The sequence below is a fragment of the Oceanobacillus halophilus genome (assembly GCF_003628505.1).
In the GTDB taxonomy this organism is placed as follows: Bacteria; Bacillota; Bacilli; order Bacillales; family Amphibacillaceae; genus Oceanobacillus; species Oceanobacillus halophilus.
Genome location: NZ_RBZP01000016.1, coordinates 1 through 20,360, shown reverse-complemented (window position 1 = coordinate 20,360; position 20,360 = coordinate 1). Strand labels below are relative to the sequence as shown.

Sequence of the window (20,360 nt, the reverse complement as noted above, 5' to 3'; positions counted from 1 at the left end):
GATCGTAAAATAGAATACTAAAATTAAATAGAGATAGTCGATTGACTATCTCTATGGTATTTTCAACGTAAAATATGAATGGTAGGACGTGATCGTATGATCAAAAATAAAAATCTTTTATCACTGTTAATCGTTATCGTATTTGGTTTTGTCTTGTTTTTTGTTGGAACAGATGGATTCAGGGCATATACAGCTGAAACAGCTCGAACATTAAAGTTAACAGAAGAAATGCCGGAGTTTCCAAACGTAACACTAGAGGATAGCAAAGAAAGAGTTTATTCATTCTCTGAGTTTGAAGGGAAATATGTAATGCTGACTTTTATTTATACAGCCTGTACCGATGTTTGTCCGGAATTAGAAATGAACCTTGCACAAGTTTATAACCAGGTGCCAGAAAAATATATTGGTGAGGATATAATATTCTTAAGTATTAGTTTCGATCCTGAACGTGATGATGCAGCAACACTTGAAAAATATCGTTTCTTCTTTAATGCAGATGGTGATACTTGGCGTATGGCTAGAATAGGAGATCAAGAAGAATTAAATGAGTTATTGGAAGCATTTGGTGTCATTGTTATTCCAGATGATAATGGGAATTTCACACACAACTCCGCGTTTTACTTAGTAAATCCACAAGGTAAGTTACAAGAAGTCATGGATTATCAAGAAATTGACGAAGCTGCTAGAAAAGTTAATAGGATTCTTGAGAAAGAAGTGGGTGATCAATCATGAAACAAGCAATCTATGGATTAGTACTATATATCTTTTTGATGCTCCCACCCGTGATTACTGTAACAGAATCAATTATGGTTGTTCATATGCACATGCAAATGCCTTTATTAGTCTTAGTTGGTATGCTTTTTACCCCTTACCTCAAGCAAATATTCCCCGGATTTTTCAATAAGTGGAATGATAATGGAATACCAGGAATTGTTTTATTTATTATTGTTATTTGTTACTGGATGATGTTGCCGCGGACGATGGATGAAGCATTAACTGTGCCCGCCGTTGAAGTTTTTAAATTTATCAGTTTGCCATTTCTAGCTGGCATTCCATTAAGAGATAGTTGGAAAAAATTAAATTCTTTTGGTAAAAATACTGTTTTTGTTAGTTTAACGATCTTATGTGGGGTAATGGCTTGGGTTTACATTGCTGCGCCAAATCAATTATGTAATAACTATATTGTAATCGAGCAAAAAGCACTTGGATGGACATTTTTAATTACGGGATTATGTATTTTGATATATTTCATACAGTCTCTGTTCGTTGATGAGTCACTATATGAGGAAGAACCTTCAACAGAGAATAGTTAGTTATGATTCTGCTATTTGTACTCAAAAAATAGGATGGGATTTATGTCCATCCTATTTTAATAAGGCTCTTTTCGTATTGTTTGTTGCTTTTTGAAGTTGACAGTTGATAGAAATTGTTGATTTATTTAATTCAGTATAGTGCTTCACAACCGCTACGGAAATACACTTCGCTTTCCGCGGGGAGCTGGTGAGCCTCCTTCGTGCTGAAAAGCGTGTGCGCCTGCGTCTTCCAGTAGTGCTTCGAAGCGGGCTTTCTCGGCGCAAGGGAGCAGGGATGAATATTCAAGTAGTTCCCTCACTACGTAGTCTCACCGATGCTCTTCTTCCCGCAGGAGTCTCCGTGTATTTCCTCCGCTATGCGTCTGCTCTACTTGTATAAACAAGAAATATGCTGTTTTAAGAATTATAACGGTCTTAAAACGTAATTTCTAGAGCTATAAGCCCAAATTAATCTTGAGCGCCTATTTAAGCGGAGACAGAATACGGAGACTCCTGCGGGAAAAGCACGTGTCCGAAGACCCCGCAGCGGTGGTTTTCCGCGAGGAGACTGAGGCCGTGCCCGCGGAAAGCGAAGTATTCTGCCGCAGCGAATGATCGCACAAATCAACATAAGTGTGAGCGAGAGCTATACTATTCTGAATTGAAGATATCAACAGTCTATATAAAATACAAGGTTAAGCCATGTTAAAAAGCAACAATCTTTTAGAAAAGAGCCTTTAATAAAGACTCATTCAAAGTCTATATAAAATACGACTTAAGTGGTGAAAAGCAGCAAATGTTTTTCGGTGGGTTGAGTTACCGCAGTTCCAATCTTTATAATTTTTTTAGTGCAAAAGGAGACTATTAAAACAGTTCTTCTTTTAAAGCTTTTGTATCTAAAACCATTTTCCCCTCGTTGTCAGTTGTTACGAGATTGTTTTTCTTTAACTGTGTTATGGTTCTGCTTACCGTTTCTCGGCTGGAACCGATCATATTAGCCAAGTCTCTATTGGTGAAATTGGTTGTCAGGGTTACTTGATCATCTGCATCTATCTTCCCATGTTTTTTTCCAAGTCGTATTAGGAGCAAAATAATCTGTTCATATGTATTCCGTAAGATTTTTTCCTCTAAGCGGTTTTGCAAGTCAACAATCTTGTCACCTAAGACACGAAATATTTTTATGCTTACCTCCGGATTGTTGATAAGAAAGTCTTCAAATAAATGGATAGGAATATAAATAAGAACCGCATCTTCCAGAACTTCTGCATGTGCTGGATAGTTATCGTTTCGAAAAAAGCCTTGATGAGGAAACATTTCTCCTGCACTTAAAATATTGATTATTTGTTCCTTTCCTTGAATATCGGTTCGATAAATTTTTATTTTTCCCTGGTGAATAAAATATACATTGGTTAGTGGGTCTCCTTGCATGAATATATGGGAACCTGACCGATACGTACGGTTTTTAGCTATATCTAGAATAGGATCTATTTCATAGTCGGTTAAGCTCTTAAATAGCGGAAACCGCTGCAATAATTTTTTAACTGAATCTGGATACATTACAGTCATCCTTCCAATATAAATACTCTAAGTAATATACTAACATTAATAACATATTTTTGTTGTGACAATTTTCATAGACTGCGTTCCCAATACGATAAAATGAATGTTAGTATACCATAGTGAGCAAAATCACAGGAGAAGAGTGCGGTACCTCACAGTGGTACTAGAATGATAGGGGTATGCTAGAGATGTAAACAAAAAAACAGTCAAGGAGGAATAAACATGAAGAAATTAATCATAGCAAGTCTTTTTATAGCTTTAATATTACTTGCAGCTTGTGGAGGAGAAGGTAATGATACAAGTGAAACAGCGAATAGTACGGAGGAAGAAGCTACTGAACAAGCAGAGGATTCCGGTTCTTCTGAAGGGACAAAAGAGGCGAGCAATGAAGTGAATGTAGTAGCAACTAACTTCGATTTTAATCAAGATGAATATGTTGTTAATGCAGGTGAAGAAGTAACAGTTTCATTAACGAATGAAGAAGGTCACCATGGTATTTCCATCGATGAACTTGGTGTAAATATTGAAGGAGAAGGGGAAGCAGTAATTGTACCTGAAGAGCCCGGTGAATATAAAATCTATTGCAACATCTTCTGTGGAGAAGGCCATGCGGAAATGGTAGCTACTTTAGTAGTTCAATAAACGTATCATTATTTATCTATTTTGGGGGTTCAAAATATGAGTGAAAAACAATATACCGTAAAATTACATGCACCTGATATTGAACCAAGAGTTCGACATCCAAGAATTATGGAAGTATTCGACGGTCTAAAGTCTGGTGAAGTAATGCACCTTTCAAACGACCACGATCCCAAGCCACTTCATTACCAATTTTTGATTGAAAGAGAAGGAACATTTAATTGGGAATACTTAGAGAAAGGCCCTGAACTATGGCGAGTGGCAATTGAGAAAAGATAAAAGTAGTAGTATATAAGTCCTTGAATAGATATTCAGGGGCTTATTTTATACGAATAGAAGAAAGACTTAAAAGTTATCATTCTATTATGTGATTTTTGTCACTTATTTTTTACCTCATTTATATTAAGATTGTATTAGACTTTAAGAAGGGTGGGAAAATATTGTTTAACAGAGATTATAATGAAAACCCGTTCATCGTTATTTGGGAATTAACACGTGCTTGTCAATTGCATTGTTTACACTGCCGTGCAGAAGCACAGTATCATAGGCACCCATTAGAATTAACATTTGAAGAAGGAAAGAAATTAATAGATGATATTTATGAGATGGATAATCCAATGCTTGTTTTCACAGGTGGCGATCCATTGGAACGTCCAGATGTTTTTGATATAGCGGAATATGCAATCAAAAAAGGTGTTCGTGTCTCCATGACTCCATCTGCTACTCCGAATGTAACGAAAGAAGCTATGCAGAAGGCGAAGGATATTGGACTTGCCAGATGGGCTTTTAGTATTGATGGTCATTGTAAAGAGGTGCATGACCATTTCCGAGGTACAGAAGGATCTTTTGATTTAACCATGAACGCGATTAACTATTTGCATGAACTGGATATGCCTTTGCAAATCAATACGGTTATTTCCAGGTATAACTATGAGTATTTGGAAGAGATGGCAGAAATGGTTGAAAATTTGAATTGTGTATTATGGAGTGTGTTTTTCCTTGTACCAACAGGGCGTGGGAAAGAATCGGATATGATAACCCCGGCAGAACACGAAAAGGTATTTAGGTGGTTGTATAAACTGTCCAAACGTGTTCCATTTGATATTAAGACAACGGCAGGACAACATTATCGTCGTGTAGTAATCCAACAAAAAATGCGAGAAAATAGAGGAATGAGCGATAAAGAACATATTTTCTACGAAGATGCTATAAACCAAGGTAAAACTGGTCAGATAGATGGGTTGGGACGAGCTCCAAAAGGTGTTAATGACGGAAATGGTTTTGTCTTCATTTCTCATACTGGTGATGTATATCCAAGTGGACTACTGCCAGTTAAGGCTGGTAACGTTCGTCGAGCTCCGTTAGCGGAAATATACCGGGAATCAGAAGTATTTAAAAATTTACGAAATCCTGATAAATACAAAGGAAAATGTGGGATATGCGAATTTCGTCATGTATGCGGAGGATCTAGGTCTAGAGCATATAATGTGACAGGAGATTACATGGAAAGTGAACCATATTGTGTATATATCCCTAGAGCTATGCGTGAAAAAAGAAAGAAAACAAAAGTATAAAGATAAATGGAAGAAGCCAGTGATTTTGCTAGGCTTCTTTTTTAATGGAAAGAAAATAAAAATGTGGAGCAATCGCTGGTCACAATAAAGATAAACTAATCCCACAGTACATATTCGGTAAATATTTAAAGAAAAGAATTCCAAAAGAAACGGTATTATCTGTATAAAAAAGGAAATCAAATCTCATAATGAAGTATGTATATTTTTTTTAAAACCATAGTAACAAACTATTGACAAGAGGAGGGATAAAATGTCAGGTAAAGGATTAAAGCATGTTGACAGTCATTCTGCTATTCATGAAGCTGCATTAAATGAAGCGAAAGAAATTAACAATATCCTTTGGAAATTAATTGAGGACAATCAAATGGACAAAGCGCTAGAAGCGGCGTACATTGCTGTTGAACATTGGGAAACACGTACACTTAGACATGCTGATGCAGAAGAAAGTGGTTTATATAAAGAGTTGGTAAAAGAATCTCCTGAGTTGAAGGAAGAAGTAATCGCTTTAACTCGTGATCATAATACGATGCGATTTTTAGTAAGTGAAATTAAGCAGTCATTGGAAAAGGAAGGATTTAACAAACAAGTATTAGAAAAACTCCATGCCCTAGTTTATGTGGACGCTTTTCATAATCAGGAAGAAGAACGAATTTTGCCAGAACATTAGTATATGAGTGAGAGGTGATGATTCATGAGTGAAAAGACAAAGAAAGAAAAAATAAATTCTTTAATATCAATTTCTCCCAAATTGTATCGGTATATCACATCCGAGTTGCAAAAACGCTACCATGTTCACTCTTATGATTTGCAAGCAGGAGCTATAAAGAAAGAGCATGGAATACATGTTTTTCTAAGATTTGGAGAACGATTTTCTCATGAAAAAGAACAATTTTTCTCAGATGAAAAGTTAGAAGACGGTAAGGAGTTAGATGCCTTTATAGAAGAAGCTGGTGAAGCTTGTAAACAGGTACTAATCGATGATTATTTTAAGCGAATGACACCTTAAGAAAACAGGAAACTCCATTATATTTGAATAAAAGGAGGAGAAAAGTTGTTTCTATTCGAAAATGAATCTGATTTTGTTCAGGATCGGGAAGATTTACTGCACATATTACGAATGCGCTTTGGTGATATAGCTCCCGGAATAGTTGAATCTATTTACAATATAGATGATCTAAATACATTGGAACGACTTATATTGGTTGCAGCCAATGCCCCAACATTAAAAATATTCTTAGAAGAACTGGAAGCAGGTGATGGCAGTTTCCGGCTAATAGGTGAACGGTTTAATCCAATTGATTCGATGGTGGAAGGAGGGAATGCATATGGGCAAGAGAAGCAATAAATTACTTGAATCATTTAAGTATATAAAACGAGGCAAAGTCATAAATGATGGTTGGACAGAAGAAAGTCCTCGTTCGAGAGATTCAGAAGAAATTTATCGAAGAAGATGGCAGCATGATAAAATAGTGCGTTCCACACACGGAGTTAACTGTACAGGCTCTTGCAGCTGGAAAATCTATGTGAAAGATGGGATTATTACTTCTGAAACACAGCAGACCGATTATCCTTCCACAGGAGATGATTTTCCGGAATATGAACCACGTGGATGTCCAAGGGGTGCGAGTTTTTCTTGGTATACATATAGTCCAGCAAGGGTGAAATATCCATATGTTCGCGGGGATTTATATGAGTTTTGGAAAGAAGAAATAAAACAGGGACATGACCCTGTTAAAGCGTGGGAAAACATCCAAAGTGATCCCGAAAAGCGAAACAAGATTGTAAAAGCAAGAGGAAAAGGCGGATTCGTTCGTGCTGAATGGAAAGATGTGTGTCAATTAATTGCAAGTTCTATCATTTATACAATCAAAAAATACGGTCCAGATAGAATTGTTGGGTTTAGTCCAATACCGGCAATGTCCATGGTCAGCTATGCAGGTGGCGCACGTTTCTTATCATTACTTGGAGGAACTTTGCTGAGTTTTTATGATTGGTATGCTGACTTGCCACCAGCTTCTCCACAAGTGTGGGGAGATCAAACCGATGTTCCTGAAAGTGCTGATTGGTACAATACTAAGTATTTTATTATTTGGGGTACGAATTTGCCACAAACCAGGACTCCGGATGCTCATTTTATGGTTGAAGCAAGGTATAACGGTACCAAAGTCGTCGGGGTTAGTCCAGACTATGCAGAATATGAGAAATTTGCGGATATGTGGCTTCCAGCAAGAGCCGGAACAGACGGAGCTCTAGCAATGGCGATGACACATGTTATCTTAACGGAATTTTACGTTAAACAACAGACCCCATATTTTGTAGATTATGTGAAGCGATTAACGGATCTCCCATTCCTAGTAATTATAAGGGAACATGGTGAAGAGTATCGTTCCGACAGATTTCTACGAGCGTCAGATATCCATGATTCTCATAAGTTGGGTGAGTGGAAAACGGTAGTTTGGGATGAAGATACCAATCAAATGGAAGTTCCGAATGGAAGCCAAGGATTTCGTTGGGATGATGGAAATCAATGGAATCTAGACTTGGAAAAAGAGGATCATTCAATTATTAATCCAAAACTGAGTTTCATTGATGCATCTGATGAAGTTACACAAGTGACATTCCCTTATTTTGCTGAAGAAGAAGGGGGAACTGTTAAACGTGGAGTACCTGTGAAATATGTAACTGACACAGTAGGTAATAAGTTAAAAGTAACGACCGTTTACGACTTAATGATGGCTCATGTAGGTGTAGATCGTAAGCTCGATGGAGATTATCCAACTGATTATAATGATCCAAAGCCATATACGCCTGCATGGCAAGAAAGTATTACAGGTGTAAATAAAAATCATGTAATTAAAATTGCAAAAGAGTTTGCTGATAATGCTGCAAGAACGAAAGGAAAATCGATGATTGCTCTTGGTGGAGGGTCAAACCACTGGTACCATAGTGATCAAATCTATCGCTCCATATTAAACCTTATTTTGCTAACAGGATCTCAAGGGGTTAATGGTGGCGGCTGGGCTCATTATGTAGGCCAGGAAAAAGTTCGACCAGTAGAAGGCTGGAATATGGTATCTTTTGCGTCAGACTGGGGAAATGTACCAAGATTGCAAAATGGTACGTCTTTCTTCTATTTTGCTACAGAGCAATTCCGCTATGAATCAGAAAGTAACGAAGTAAAGACAACCTGGAATAGTAAGTACAATAAAATGCATCCCGCTGATGTCAATGCGCTTTCTGCAAGACTTGGATGGTTGCCGTCATTTCCACAGTTTTCACAGAATTCAATTGATATCGTGAAGGAAAGCCGTGAACAAGGGGCGAAAGATGAAAAGGAAATCATAGAGGATGTCGTTCGTAAAATAAAGTCAGGAGAAATTGAATGGTCCATTGAAAACCCGGATGATCCGAGAAATTTTCCAAGGGTATTTTTTAACTGGCGTTCTAACCTTTTAGGAGATAGTGGAAAAGGCCATGAATACTTTGCGAAGCATTTAATTGGTGGAGATAACCAAGTAATGACCGATGTGGAAAATTCTTGGCAACCAGAAAATGTAAACGTTTCAGAAGTACCTCCAGAAGGAAAAACAGATTTATTTGTAAGTATTGATTTTCGGATGACAAGTTCTGGTTTATTCTCGGATATTGTTCTTCCTGCAGCTACATGGTATGAAAAATTTGATATTAGCAGTACAGATATGCATCCGTTTATCCACCCATTTAACGCAGCAATTTCACCGCCATGGCAAGCGAAGAGTGACTGGGATACGTTTAGGGAAATTGCTAAAGTATTTTCAGAGTTGGCAAAAGAGCACCTGCCTGCAACGGAAGAATTAATGATGCGTCCACTTGGGCATGACTCTCCAGATGAGATAGCTCAAGTTTATGGGAAAATTAAGGATTGGCGAAAAGGGGACGTGGAAGCTATCCCTGGAAAAACGATGCCTAACTTACAAATAGTTCCTCGTGACTATCCGAATGTCTACGAGAAAATGACAACGATGGGACCTAATATGAAAAATGGTTATGGTGGAAAAGGTGTTAAGATTCCAGGTGAAAAAGTATTTAAAGAATTAAAGGATCGGCTTGGAACATCAAAACGAGAAGGTATTGGAAAAGGAAATCCGGACCTTATGACAGATAAGAAAGCTATTGATGCTATTTTACTTACCTCCGGTGCGACGAATGGCAAAAGAGCCGTAGAAGGTTGGAAATCGTTAGAAGTGAAGACTGGTAAGAAATTAACGGAGATTGCAGAGGAGCGAGCAGAAGAAGATTTTACATTACGTGAGTTAACCATTCAACCACGTACTTCGATTTCAACACCAATGTGGAGCGGAATGGAAAAAGACGGAAGACGGTATTCACCATTTACTGTAAATACGGAGTATAACATTCCGTGGCGTACCCTAACAGGAAGACAGAGTTTCTATTTGGATCATGAAATGATGTTGGACTTTGGTGAAGGACTTTCGTTATATCTGCCTCCTCTTAATAAGGGGCCTTTTGTTAAGAAGGACAAAGGTGTAGAAGAAAATGGGAAGTCGATTACAGTCCGTTATCTAACCCCACACCAAAAATGGGGAATCCATACGATGTTCACAGAAGCCAAGCCAATGGTGCAATTATTTAGAGGATGGCAAGTTGTCTGGATGAATGAAGAAGATGGAGCATCAATAGGAATTAAAGATAATGACTTTATAGAAGTTTACAATCGAAATGGTGTGATAGCAGCGCGAGCGGTGTTAACATATCGAATTCCTAGAGGAATGGTGTACATGTACCATGCTCAGGACAGAACGATGGGGGTTCCAGGAACAGCTGTAAACAAAAAACGTGGAGGAACGCATAACAGTGTAACTCGAATTACGTTAAAACCAACACATATGATTGGTGGATACTCTCAACTAAGCTATGGATTCAATTACTATGGCCCAACTGGTCATCAGCGCGATACGATGGCAATTATCAGACCACTCAAGGAGGTTGATTGGCTTGAGAATTAAAGCACAAGTTGCAATGGTTATGCACTTAGATAAATGCATAGGCTGTCATACATGTTCTGTAACTTGCAAAAATACGTGGACAAATAGACCTGGAACAGAATACATGTGGTTTAATAATGTAGAAACTCGTCCAGGACCAGGGTATCCAAAACGCTGGGAAGATACGGACCGTTATAAAGGCGGCTGGGAGCTCCAAAATGGAAAATTAAAGCTTCGTGCTGGTGGACCAATCACCAAACTAGCCAATATTTTCTATAATCCAAATATGGCTGAAATGGAAGACTTCTATGAACCATGGACATATGATTATGATAATCTCATTCATAGTCCCAAAAAAGAAAATTTACCAGTTGCGAGACCAGTTTCAGAAATAACTGGTAAGTATATAGATAAACCAGAGTGGGGTTCCAATTGGGATGATGACTTAGCAGGCGGAAGTGAAATTGTTCCACTAGACCCTAATGTGGAAAAAATGCAGGAACATATCAAAATGGAATATGAAAAGACATTTATGATGTATTTGCCAAGAATCTGTGAACACTGCTTAAATCCGTCATGTGTAGCATCCTGTCCTACAGGTGCTTTATATAAGCGTGATGAAGACGGAATTGTTCTTGTAGACCATGATGCTTGTCGTGGATGGCGTTTTTGTCAAAATGGTTGTCCTTATCACAAGGTGTATTACAACTGGAATACTCACAAAGCAGAGAAATGTAATTTCTGTTATCCAAGAACGGAAGCAGGTCTACCAACGATTTGTTCTGAAACTTGTGTTGGACGAATTCGTTATATTGGTGTTGTTTTATATGATGCAGATAAAGTAAAGGAGGCAGCCTCTGTGGAGGATCCACAGGATTTGTATGAAGCACAGCTTTCCTGTTTTCTAGATCCTTTTGATCCAGATATTCAAGAAAAAGCTAAAGAGGCTGGAATTACCGATGCCTGGTTAGAAGCGGCAAAGGAATCTCCAGTTTACAAAATGGCAATGAAATGGAAAATTGCACTGCCATTGCATCCAGAGTATCGTACAATGCCAATGGTTTGGTATGTACCACCATTAAGTCCAATTATGAACCATATCACCAATGAGGACGAGCTTGATACAGATGGTTACATCCCAGCTGTAGATCAGATGCGTATACCTGTTGAGTATTTAGCTTCTATTTTAGCTGCAGATGATACCGAGGTCGTGCGCAAGGTTCTATTGAAATTGTCAGCGATGCGTGTTTATATGCGTGGAAAGACAGTTGGAGGGGTGGATGAATTCAAACAAAGTGAATTAGTGAAAGAAGCAAACACTACCCCTGAAGAAATTGAAGAAATGGCAAGATTATTAGGGATAGCAAAATATGATGAACGATACGTAATACCTACTGGGCGAAGAGAAATGGACGACGACTTACATTATAAACAAGGAACATGCAGTTTGGAAGATTTAGCTCCAGCTGAGGGAGTTAATCCTACGTTTGGAATGATGAAAGTGAGAGACAACCTATGAACCAGGAAAAACGTGTGATTCTCATGATGGCTTCAAGGCTATTGGGTTATCCAAAAGAAAATTTTAAAAGTTTGAAAGCTGATTTCGATGAGTTAATCGAGGAAATGATTAAAGATAAAAAACTTAAAAGCGAATTAAAGAATTCCTACGTACCTCTTTACCCACTTAGTACAACGGAACTGCAAGAGTTATATGTGGAAACATTTGATTTAAAGTCAAAAGTAGGCCTGTATTTAACCGCTCATGAGCTTGGTGATAGTAATAGAAGAGGCGCGGCGTTAATTAGATTGCAAAGAGTCATCAATCAACTGGGATTTGAGCGAATTGGGGAAGAATTGGTGGATTATATCCCGATGTTATTGGAATTTTTGGTGGTTACACCAAGAACTCCAGATGTAGAAAGGCTCGAGAGACGAATTGCAGCAGCCATATCTTATATGGTAGAACATATAGATCAGGGCAATCCATATAGGGGAATCTTATCCATTTTAGTGCAACATGTATTTCCGACTCCTACAACAGAAGAACGTAAACAATTGGAAGCAGGAAGAGAAGAAGCAGACTTAGAAGAACTGCCTTATCCTATTTTGTACCAATAGGATAGGGCATCCAATTAAAACCTAAAGGAGGGATTTATATGGCCGATATTTTTTGGTGGGTCATATTCCCATATATAACTTTGACAATCATGATATTAGGTCTCCTTTATCGATATGCTTTTAGACAGCTTACATGGGCAGCACCATCGACTAACTTTTTCGAAAAAAAATGGCTGCGAATTGGATCTCCGCTATTTCATTATGGAATTGTGTTCGCTTTTATTGGGCATGTGATGGGTATGGTTATCCCAATGGAATTTTATCAGGCCCTTGGTATATCCGACCATTTATATCATATGGGAGCTATCTGGGGTGGCGGATTAGCTGGCTTAATGGTTGTAGCTGGGCTTATCATTCTACTTATTAGAAAAATGACAATAGATCCTGTTCGTATAAAAGCTGGATTTGCTGATTTCTTTTCCGTATTGGCTCTGCTTTTTGTAGCGGGAACAGGAACATATATGACCATTATTTTCAATACAATGGTGATTGAATATGAATACCGGGAAACAATAGGACCCTGGTTTCGCAGTCTTTTTGTGTTCATGCCAAAATATGAATTGATGAGTGGTGTTCCTTTTATTTTCAAGCTTCATGTCGTTTCGGCTTTTGCTTTATTTGCATCCATACCATTTACGCGTTTGGTTCATATCTTTAGTTTCCCTATCAAATATCCAGCAAGACCACCACAACAATATCGATCAAGGTCAAATTACCGAAAACAAGGTTTATAATCTAAAAACAGGTATCCAGATTGCTTTGAGGTGCGGAATCACAGAAGATTTCGTACCTCTTTTATATGAATAGAGATAGGTAGCATATGTTAAAGAGGTATATTGAAATTACTGGATCTAAAGAAACAAAAACAACAAAAAATCCTGAGTAAAAACTCAGGACATTCCTTCATCTGTAATATCGTTAAATACCCCTACATAATATTTAATTTCACCAACATTATTCGTAACTGGACTGATGCTCAGTAATTCCTGGTAGAGATCTCCATTTTTACGTTTGTTCCAAATTTCTCCTTCCCAGAAGCCTTTCTCATTAATGGAGTCCCACATATTTTCGTAAAAGGTTTTATCATGTTTTCCAGAACTAAGAAGTTTAGGTGTGTTTCCTATAGCTTCTTCTTTCGTATATCCTGTTATCCGTTCAAAGGCAGGGTTAACGTTTTGGATAGTGCCTTTTTTATTCGTAACCATAATACCTTCTGCTGCACCCTCAATAATTTTTCCTTCGGTGCTTACTCGTTCTTGATAATACATAAAGATAACAATAACGAAACTTACTAATGCAAACTCCGACATTAACATGAAAGCAATCGCGTGATGTCCAGTTATATTGTTTACAGCAGTTAATAATAATGGTGGGAAAAATCCGCCTAATCCCCCCATTGCTGAAACGACACCATTAACGATTCCGGCTTGTTTAGAAAAGTAGAGTGGAACTAATTTAAATACTGTCCCATTCCCAATCCCTACTGTTACTGCAACTGCTAAGGACCCTACTGTATACCAGATGATGTCAGGTGAAAAGGAGAGTAAAATTCCAGAGAAGGCAACGCCGATAAATACAAACATTAGAATGATAAAGGCGTTGAATTTATCTGCAAGGAATCCCCCTATAGGTCGTAGTAAAGTTGCAATAATGATAAATATGGCAGTTCGTACTCCAGCATCTACAGCATCCAATCCAAAATTATCTACTAAGAAACTTGGGAGGAACATGGTAAATGCTACAAATGCTCCAAAAGTTATGAAATAGAATAAGCAAAGGAACCATAATGTTGCATTTTTGTAGACACCTTGAATTTGTTCTACCATTGATTTCTTTACTTTTTCTTCCTTTCGATCACCAAAAATAAATACTAATGCTGAGAAAGCTAATAAAAGAATAAGAAATAATCGCATGGTATCTTGCCAGCCTATCGACTCAGCAATAATTGGTGCACCAAATGTAGTAACAGCCGTACCAATATTACCAACCCCATACACACCATTAATAAATCCGTGCTTCTCTTTTGGGTAGTATTTTGGCAGGGAAGTTACCCCAATAGAGAATATAGCTCCACCAACACCTAAGATAAGCCCTCCGATAACTAAGTCTGCAAAGGAATCTGCAACACTTAAGTAAAAGACAGGGAATAGCAAGATGAGAAAACTTATTAAGAAAATTAATCGAGCTCCAAAGCGGTCTGCATAAAAACCGATTGGAATTCTTAATAAGGACCCTAATATAACAGGTATAGCAGTTACAATAGATGCTTGCCCAGATGTTAATGGAATATCTACTGTGATATAGGACATGAGGGAAGAAATCAGAACCCACACCATAAACCCAACTACTAAACTGGATGTTTGTAATGATAATTGTAAACCTGGTTTCTTCATGAAATCGTACCTTCCTTTAAAATTCTTGAACTTATTGTTTGTTAATTACCCACAGTTTAAACATTTTTATTGGGGGAAGTAGTGAAAAACATCACATAAAATGTGTCAGCTTTTTGAATTAATGTTAGTAATATATTTGCAATGATAATTATGACCAAAATTTGACATTGTTACCAGGTGTGACGTAATTCACAACATATGAAATTTTTGGGTGGTTAAATGGATATAGGTTAACAAAGCAACTTATTTGGAGGGAAAAAGATGAAGAAGACACCATCTCCACTTTGGCAACGAATGAATTATTTAAAACCAAAAGAGACATATTCCAATAACCATAGCCAATTACAAGAAGGTAACCGTGATTGGGAAAATGTATACCGAAGAAGATGGCAGCATGACAAAGTCATTCGATCCACACATGGTGTGAATTGTACTGGTTCATGCAGTTGGAATATTTATGTGAAAGATGGAATTGTAACATGGGAAGGACAGGCATTAGATTATCCATCGACTGGTCCAGATATGCCAGATTTTGAACCGCGTGGATGTCCAAGGGGAGCAAGCTTCTCTTGGTATATATATAGTCCGTTACGTGTGAAATATCCATATATTCGTAAAAAATTATTACTTTTATGGCGTGAAGCGTTAGATTCACACGCGACCCCGTTAGAAGCTTGGAAAAGTATTGTTGAAGACAAAGAAAAAGCAAAACTTTACAAACAAGCGAGAGGAAAAGGTGGGTTAGTACGTGCTGAATGGGAAGAAGTAACAAAACTAATAGCAGCATCAACACTTTACACAATCGTGAAATATGGTCCTGATCGTAATGTTGGATTTTCACCAATCCCTGCCATGTCCATGATTAGTTATGCGGCCGGTAGTCGGTTTATGCATTTAATGGGTGGACAAATGCTCAGTTTCTATGATTGGTATGCAGATTTACCACCAGCATCACCGCAAATTTGGGGAGATCAAACCGATGTACCTGAAAGTTCAGACTGGTTTAATTCCAGTTATATAATGATGTGGGGTTCCAACGTACCAATGACACGTACACCGGATGCGCATTTCTTAGTAGAAGCAAGGTACAAAGGAACAAAAGTAGTTAATGTAAGCCCAGATTATGCAGAATCAACAAAATTTGCCGATGATTGGTTATCTGTCAAACAAGGAACAGATGGTGCTGCTGCAATGGCGATGGGGCATGTTATATTAAACGAATTTTATGATAAAAATAGAACCCCTTATTTTGAAGATTATGCCAAACAGTACACCGATTTTCCCTTTTCCGTACGTTTGAAAGAAGTAAATGGCAAGTTTGTAGCAGACCGTTTCCTGAATGCCAAAGATCTTGGCGTTGAATCTGAGAATGATGAATGGAAACCTGCAATGTATAACCAAGTTACAGATGGCTTTTCTATTCCACATGGAACAATGGGTTCCCGCTGGGATGAAAAAGGGAAGTGGAATTTAAAACTAATTGACGAAAATACCAATGAAAAGATTGAGCCTGTCTTAAGTTTCCTTGGTTTGGAAGATGAAGTTGTTCATGTAGATATGCCTTATTTTGATGCACAGGAGAAAAAAGTACTACCACGTGCTGTACCAGTGAAAAAGATAGAAATAAATGGAAAAGTTGAATATATCGCTACTGTTTATGACTTAATGCTTGGAAACTACGGTATTGACCGTGGACTTGGTGGGGAAGCTGCAAGTTCTTATGATGATATTGCTGCATTTTCACCAGCTTGGCAAGAACAAATCACAGGTGTAGACCGTAACTTAATCATAAAAATAGCCCGCGAATTTGCACAAAATGCTATTGATACAAAAGGTCGTTCCATGATTATTATGGGGGCTGGAATTAATCACTGGTACCATTCTGACACCATATACCGTGCCATTATCAACCTTGTACTAATGGTCGGTGCGCAAGGTGTAAATGGTGGAGGCTGGGCACACTATGTTGGTCAGGAAAAACTTCGCCCTGTGGAAGGCTGGACTACTATTCAATCTGCCAAAGACTGGGGAGGTCCAGCAAAATTACAAAATGGTACATCCTTTTTCTACTTCGCAACTGGCCAATGGCGTTATGAAGAAACACCTGTATCAGAACTTACTGCCGCAACCGTTGATAAAGCGAGATATGATCATCCTGCAGATTACAATGTATTAGCAGCACGGTTAGGATGGTTACCATCATATCCAACGTTTAATCAAAATGGTATTGATTTATATAATGAAGCGGTGGCAAATGGAAATGAAACAACAGATGAAATCGGAAATTATGTTGCTAACCAATTAAAAGAGAAAAAATTACAATTTGCGATTGAGGACCCAGATAATCCTGTTAACTTTCCAAGGAATTTATTTGTTTGGCGTGCTAACTTAATTTCTAGTTCTGGAAAAGGACATGAGTATTTCTTAAAACATTTATTAGGTGCATCAAATGGACTATTAAACTCTGATGAAGATAGTATCCGTCCAGAAGAAATTAAATGGCGTGAAGAATCACCTGAAGGAAAAGTTGATTTATTAATTAACCTAGATTTCCGTATGGCAGGAACAGCACTATACTCTGATGTTATTCTTCCTGCATCAACATGGTATGAAAAGCATGATTTATCAAGTACAGATATGCATCCGTTTGTACATCCATTTAATGCTGCTATTGCATCACCATGGGAGGCAAAATCAGATTGGGATATATTCAAATCTTTAGCAAAAGGTGTTTCTGATTTAGCAGAAGAAATCGATATGGACACCATTAAAGAAATAGTTGCAACACCTATAAATCATGATACACCAGGGGAAATGGCACAACCACTGGGTGAGATTAAAGATTGGTCAAAAGGTGAATGTGAACCTATTCCAGGAAAAACGATGCCACAAATTCATGTTGTTGAACGTGATTTTAAACAGATTTATCACAAGATGACAGCTCTTGGACCAAATATAGCGACTAAGCCCTATGGTGGAAAAGGAATCAACTGGTCCATGGAAAAGGAATACGAACAGGCAAAACGTACATTTGGTACGGTGGACAATGGAAGTATTGCTGATGGATATCCAGATATTACTAGTGCAAGGGATGCGTGTGATGCGATTTTAATGCTCTCTTCCACAACAAATGGAAAAGTTGCCGTTAAAGCTTGGGAGGCATTGGAAAAGAAAACAAATGTAGAGCTAAAAGATTTAGCTACTGAAAGAGAAGAAGAGTTATTTACATTTGAAAATATAGTCACCCAACCAAAGACAGTTCTTACTTCACCAGCTTTTAGTGGCTCAGAAAAAGGTGGTAGAAGATATTCACCATTTACAACCAACATTGAACGTTTGATTCCGTTCCGAACGATTACAGGACGTCAGTCTTATTTTGTGGATCATGAAATGATGAAGGAATTTGGCGAATCATTAGCTGTATTTAAACCAATCTTGAATCAGAAACCCTTCCGTTCCAAACGACCTGAGGTGGAAGGAAAAGAGATCACTTTAAATTACTTAACACCACATAATAAATGGTCGATTCACAGTATGTATTTTGATGCACAGCCAATGTTAACCTTATTCCGTGGGGGACCAACAGTTTGGCTTAATAAAGACGATGCAGCTGAAATTGATGTGGAAGATAATGAGTGGATTGAATGCTTCAACCGAAATGGTGTGGTGGTAGCCAGAGCAGTTGTTTCGCACCGTATTCCTAGAACGATGGCATTTATGCACCATGCTCAAGATCGTCATATTCATACACCTGGTACGAAACTAACGAAAAACCGGGGTGGTACTCATAACAGTCCTACAAAAATTCATGTGAAGCCAACTCATATGATTGGCGGATACGCCCAACTAAGTTATGGATTTAACTATTATGGTCCAACCGGAAACCAGCGTGACTTAAACGTAGTTATTAGAAAAATGAAGGAGGTAGATTGGCTTGAAGATTAAAGCACAAGTAGGTATGGTAATGAATCTGGATAAATGTATTGGGTGTCATACTTGCAGTGTAACCTGTAAAAATACATGGACCAATCGTCCAGGTGCAGAGTATATGTATTTTAACAATGTAGAGACCAAGCCAGGTATAGGGTATCCAAAACAATGGGAAGACCAAGAGAAATATAAAGGTGGCTGGGAACTTCATAACGGTGAATTACGATTAAAATCAGGTTCAAAAACTAATAGACTATTAAACTTGTTCTACAACCCAAATCAACCAGAAATGGATGATTATTACGAACCATGGACTTATGACTATGAAACGTTAACAAACAGTAAAGAAAAAAATCATCAACCAGTAGCCCGTGCAAAATCCGCTGTTACAGGTGAATTTATGGACCTTGAATGGGGTCCAAACTGGGAAGATGACTTAGCTGGTGGTCATATTACAGGCCTTCGTGACCCAAATGTTGTGCAAATGGAAGAGTCTATCAAGACCGAATTTGAAGATGTATTTATGATGTATCTTCCGCGTATTTGCGAACACTGTATCAATGCACCTTGCGTTTCTTCCTGCCCATCAGGTGCAATGTACAAACGTGATGAGGATGGTATTGTTCTGGTTGATCAAAACGCATGCCGTGCTTGGAGACATTGTACAACTTCCTGCCCGTATAAAAAAGTGTACTTTAACTGGCAAACCAATAAAGCTGAAAAATGTACGATGTGTTTCCCAAGAATTGAAAATGGTCAACCAACCATTTGCGCAGAAACTTGTGTAGGACGTATCCGTTATATCGGAATTATGTTGTATGATGCTGATCGCGTATTAGAAGCAGCGTCCGTAGAAGATGAGAAAGATCTTTACGAAGCACAACTTGGAATCTTCTTAGATCCAAAAGATCCAGAAATTATTAAGCAGGCCAAAAAAGATGGTATACCAATGGACTGGATTGAAGCAGCACAGCAATCACCGCTATACAAAATGGTTATCGATTGGAAGATTGCATTACCACTTCATCCAGAGTACAGAACGATGCCAATGGTTTGGTATATTCCACCACTTAGCCCAATCATGAATATGATTGAAGGAAAAGGGAGTAATGCAGATACAGCTGATATTTTCCCAGCTATTGATAATATGCGAATTCCAATTGAATATCTTGCAAATCTACTAACTGCCGGTGATACGGGACATATACGAACAGTACTTAAGAAAATGGCAACCATGCGTAGCTTTATGCGCGCTGAACAAACTGGAAAAGAATTTGACCAAGATATTATTCACGAACTTGGTTTATCAGAAAAAGCAATAAAAGAAATGTATCGGTTATTAGCGATTGCTAAATATGAAGATAGATTTGTTATTCCGCATAGCCATAAAGAAGAAGTTGCAGATTTATATGACGAACAAGGAGCATGTGGCCTAGACTTCGCAGGTGGCCCAGGAAGCTGTGGTGTGCTTTCTTAATAATTATTTTAATACAGAAAATGTATAGATTCCTAATTTATTTAATTAAATATAAATCTCTAATGTAGTGCTCTGTTGATTTCCGCTCCGGGCAGTCGCTTTCCGCGGGCGGCTGATGAGCCTCCTCGTGCTACGCACTGCGGGGTCTCATCTAGGCCTCTTTTCCCGCAGGAGTCGACTGCCCTCCGCTCCAATCAACACTGCTTTAAGGAGCTAACAATCAATTAATAAAAGGTTTAACAGCACAAATCAGCGGAGGAAATACACGGAGACTCCTTGAAAAAAGAAAACCATTTTTTCTGCGTGCGGCGTGCCCAGCAAGCCGTTAATTGCTGGTTGATGAAAGTTCAACCCAAGTAAGTGTCAAGGCGCTTGGTAGCTGACAGGCAGCT

At 38.2% G+C, this 20,360-nt stretch carries 16 protein-coding genes; 14 read left to right on the top strand and 2 right to left on the bottom strand.

Features of this window, described 5'->3' with window-relative positions; genetic code table 11:
• The first annotated feature begins 96 nt into the window (after window positions 1-96).
• Both D8M06_RS15180 and D8M06_RS15175 read left to right on the top strand, forming a co-directional pair.
• Window positions 97-732, top strand: a complete 636-nt coding sequence (locus tag D8M06_RS15180) for an SCO family protein (RefSeq protein ID WP_121205435.1) — start codon at window positions 97-99, stop codon at window positions 730-732.
• A complete protein-coding gene (locus D8M06_RS15175; protein ID WP_194074640.1) occupies window positions 729-1,313 on the top strand; it encodes a hypothetical protein in 585 nt (194 codons plus the stop codon). The genes D8M06_RS15180 and D8M06_RS15175 overlap by 4 nt, the downstream gene beginning before the upstream one ends.
• Window positions 1,314-2,156: 843 nt before the next feature.
• On the opposite strand, the gene D8M06_RS15170 is transcribed toward D8M06_RS15175, so the two are convergent.
• Window positions 2,157-2,849, bottom strand: a complete 693-nt coding sequence (locus D8M06_RS15170; protein ID WP_121205433.1) for a Crp/Fnr family transcriptional regulator — start codon at window positions 2,847-2,849, stop codon at window positions 2,157-2,159.
• Window positions 2,850-3,074: 225 nt separating this feature from the next.
• Here D8M06_RS15170 and D8M06_RS15165 point away from each other — a divergent pair, with 225 nt between their 5' ends.
• The 10 genes from D8M06_RS15165 to narI all read left to right on the top strand — a co-directional run bounded on the left by D8M06_RS15165 (window position 3,075) and on the right by narI (window position 12,902).
• On the top strand, window positions 3,075-3,494 hold the full coding sequence (locus D8M06_RS15165; protein WP_121205431.1) for a cupredoxin domain-containing protein: 420 nt from the start codon (window positions 3,075-3,077) through the stop codon (window positions 3,492-3,494).
• A gap of 36 nt (window positions 3,495-3,530) precedes the next feature.
• Window positions 3,531-3,770 carry a DUF2249 domain-containing protein gene (locus D8M06_RS15160; protein ID WP_121205430.1) on the top strand — a complete coding sequence of 80 codons (240 nt, stop codon included), beginning with the start codon at window positions 3,531-3,533 and terminating at the stop codon, window positions 3,768-3,770.
• A 161-nt stretch (window positions 3,771-3,931) separates the two neighbouring features.
• A complete protein-coding gene (locus tag D8M06_RS15155) occupies window positions 3,932-5,065 on the top strand; it encodes a TIGR04053 family radical SAM/SPASM domain-containing protein (RefSeq protein WP_121205427.1) in 1,134 nt (377 codons plus the stop codon).
• Window positions 5,066-5,315: 250 nt separating this feature from the next.
• Window positions 5,316-5,732, top strand: a complete 417-nt coding sequence (locus D8M06_RS15150) for a hypothetical protein (protein WP_121205425.1) — start codon at window positions 5,316-5,318, stop codon at window positions 5,730-5,732.
• A gap of 24 nt (window positions 5,733-5,756) precedes the next feature.
• Complete coding sequence (locus D8M06_RS15145) at window positions 5,757-6,071, top strand: hypothetical protein (RefSeq protein ID WP_121205423.1); 315 nt, start codon at window positions 5,757-5,759, stop codon at window positions 6,069-6,071.
• A gap of 45 nt (window positions 6,072-6,116) precedes the next feature.
• Window positions 6,117-6,410, top strand: a complete 294-nt coding sequence (locus D8M06_RS15140) for a hypothetical protein (RefSeq protein WP_121205420.1) — start codon at window positions 6,117-6,119, stop codon at window positions 6,408-6,410.
• Entirely contained in the window at window positions 6,391-10,071 is a 3,681-nt protein-coding gene (locus D8M06_RS15135) for a nitrate reductase subunit alpha (protein ID WP_121205418.1), read from the top strand. Before D8M06_RS15140 ends, D8M06_RS15135 begins: the two co-directional genes overlap by 20 nt.
• Window positions 10,061-11,569 (top strand): nitrate reductase subunit beta, encoded by a 1,509-nt coding sequence (narH, locus tag D8M06_RS15130; protein WP_121205416.1) that lies wholly within the window; start codon window positions 10,061-10,063, stop codon window positions 11,567-11,569. The genes D8M06_RS15135 and narH (D8M06_RS15130) overlap by 11 nt, the downstream gene beginning before the upstream one ends.
• Window positions 11,566-12,168 carry a nitrate reductase molybdenum cofactor assembly chaperone gene (gene narJ, locus D8M06_RS15125; RefSeq protein ID WP_121205413.1) on the top strand — a complete coding sequence of 201 codons (603 nt, stop codon included), beginning with the start codon at window positions 11,566-11,568 and terminating at the stop codon, window positions 12,166-12,168. Before narH (D8M06_RS15130) ends, narJ begins: the two co-directional genes overlap by 4 nt.
• Before the next feature lie 38 nt (window positions 12,169-12,206).
• Complete coding sequence (gene narI, locus D8M06_RS15120; RefSeq protein WP_121205410.1) at window positions 12,207-12,902, top strand: respiratory nitrate reductase subunit gamma; 696 nt, start codon at window positions 12,207-12,209, stop codon at window positions 12,900-12,902.
• A gap of 156 nt (window positions 12,903-13,058) precedes the next feature.
• Here narI and D8M06_RS15115 read toward each other — a convergent pair whose 3' ends face one another.
• The gene (locus tag D8M06_RS15115) at window positions 13,059-14,561 is read right to left on the bottom strand and encodes a nitrate/nitrite transporter (RefSeq protein ID WP_121205408.1); all 1,503 of its coding nucleotides are present in this window, start codon (window positions 14,559-14,561) and stop codon (window positions 13,059-13,061) included.
• 261 nt (window positions 14,562-14,822) lie between these two features.
• Here D8M06_RS15115 and D8M06_RS15110 point away from each other — a divergent pair, with 261 nt between their 5' ends.
• Window positions 14,823-18,506 carry a nitrate reductase subunit alpha gene (locus D8M06_RS15110; RefSeq protein ID WP_121205404.1) on the top strand — a complete coding sequence of 1,228 codons (3,684 nt, stop codon included), beginning with the start codon at window positions 14,823-14,825 and terminating at the stop codon, window positions 18,504-18,506.
• Window positions 18,496-19,968, top strand: a complete 1,473-nt coding sequence (narH, locus tag D8M06_RS15105) for a nitrate reductase subunit beta (RefSeq protein ID WP_121205402.1) — start codon at window positions 18,496-18,498, stop codon at window positions 19,966-19,968. Before D8M06_RS15110 ends, narH (D8M06_RS15105) begins: the two co-directional genes overlap by 11 nt.
• The last annotated feature ends 392 nt before the right edge of the window (window positions 19,969-20,360 follow it).

Coding starts and splice junctions, on each gene's coding strand:
- D8M06_RS15180 (WP_121205435.1), top strand. CDS start 97: ATGATCAAAAATAAAAATCTTTTATCACTGTTAATCGTTATCGTATTT.
- D8M06_RS15175 (WP_194074640.1), top strand. CDS start 729: ATGAAACAAGCAATCTATGGATTAGTACTATATATCTTTTTGATGCTC.
- D8M06_RS15170 (WP_121205433.1), bottom strand. CDS start 2,849: ATGTATCCAGATTCAGTTAAAAAATTATTGCAGCGGTTTCCGCTATTT.
- D8M06_RS15165 (WP_121205431.1), top strand. CDS start 3,075: ATGAAGAAATTAATCATAGCAAGTCTTTTTATAGCTTTAATATTACTT.
- D8M06_RS15160 (WP_121205430.1), top strand. CDS start 3,531: ATGAGTGAAAAACAATATACCGTAAAATTACATGCACCTGATATTGAA.
- D8M06_RS15150 (WP_121205425.1), top strand. CDS start 5,316: ATGTCAGGTAAAGGATTAAAGCATGTTGACAGTCATTCTGCTATTCAT.
- D8M06_RS15145 (WP_121205423.1), top strand. CDS start 5,757: ATGAGTGAAAAGACAAAGAAAGAAAAAATAAATTCTTTAATATCAATT.
- D8M06_RS15135 (WP_121205418.1), top strand. CDS start 6,391: ATGGGCAAGAGAAGCAATAAATTACTTGAATCATTTAAGTATATAAAA.
- narJ (WP_121205413.1), top strand. CDS start 11,566: ATGAACCAGGAAAAACGTGTGATTCTCATGATGGCTTCAAGGCTATTG.
- narI (WP_121205410.1), top strand. CDS start 12,207: ATGGCCGATATTTTTTGGTGGGTCATATTCCCATATATAACTTTGACA.
- D8M06_RS15115 (WP_121205408.1), bottom strand. CDS start 14,561: ATGAAGAAACCAGGTTTACAATTATCATTACAAACATCCAGTTTAGTA.
- D8M06_RS15110 (WP_121205404.1), top strand. CDS start 14,823: ATGAAGAAGACACCATCTCCACTTTGGCAACGAATGAATTATTTAAAA.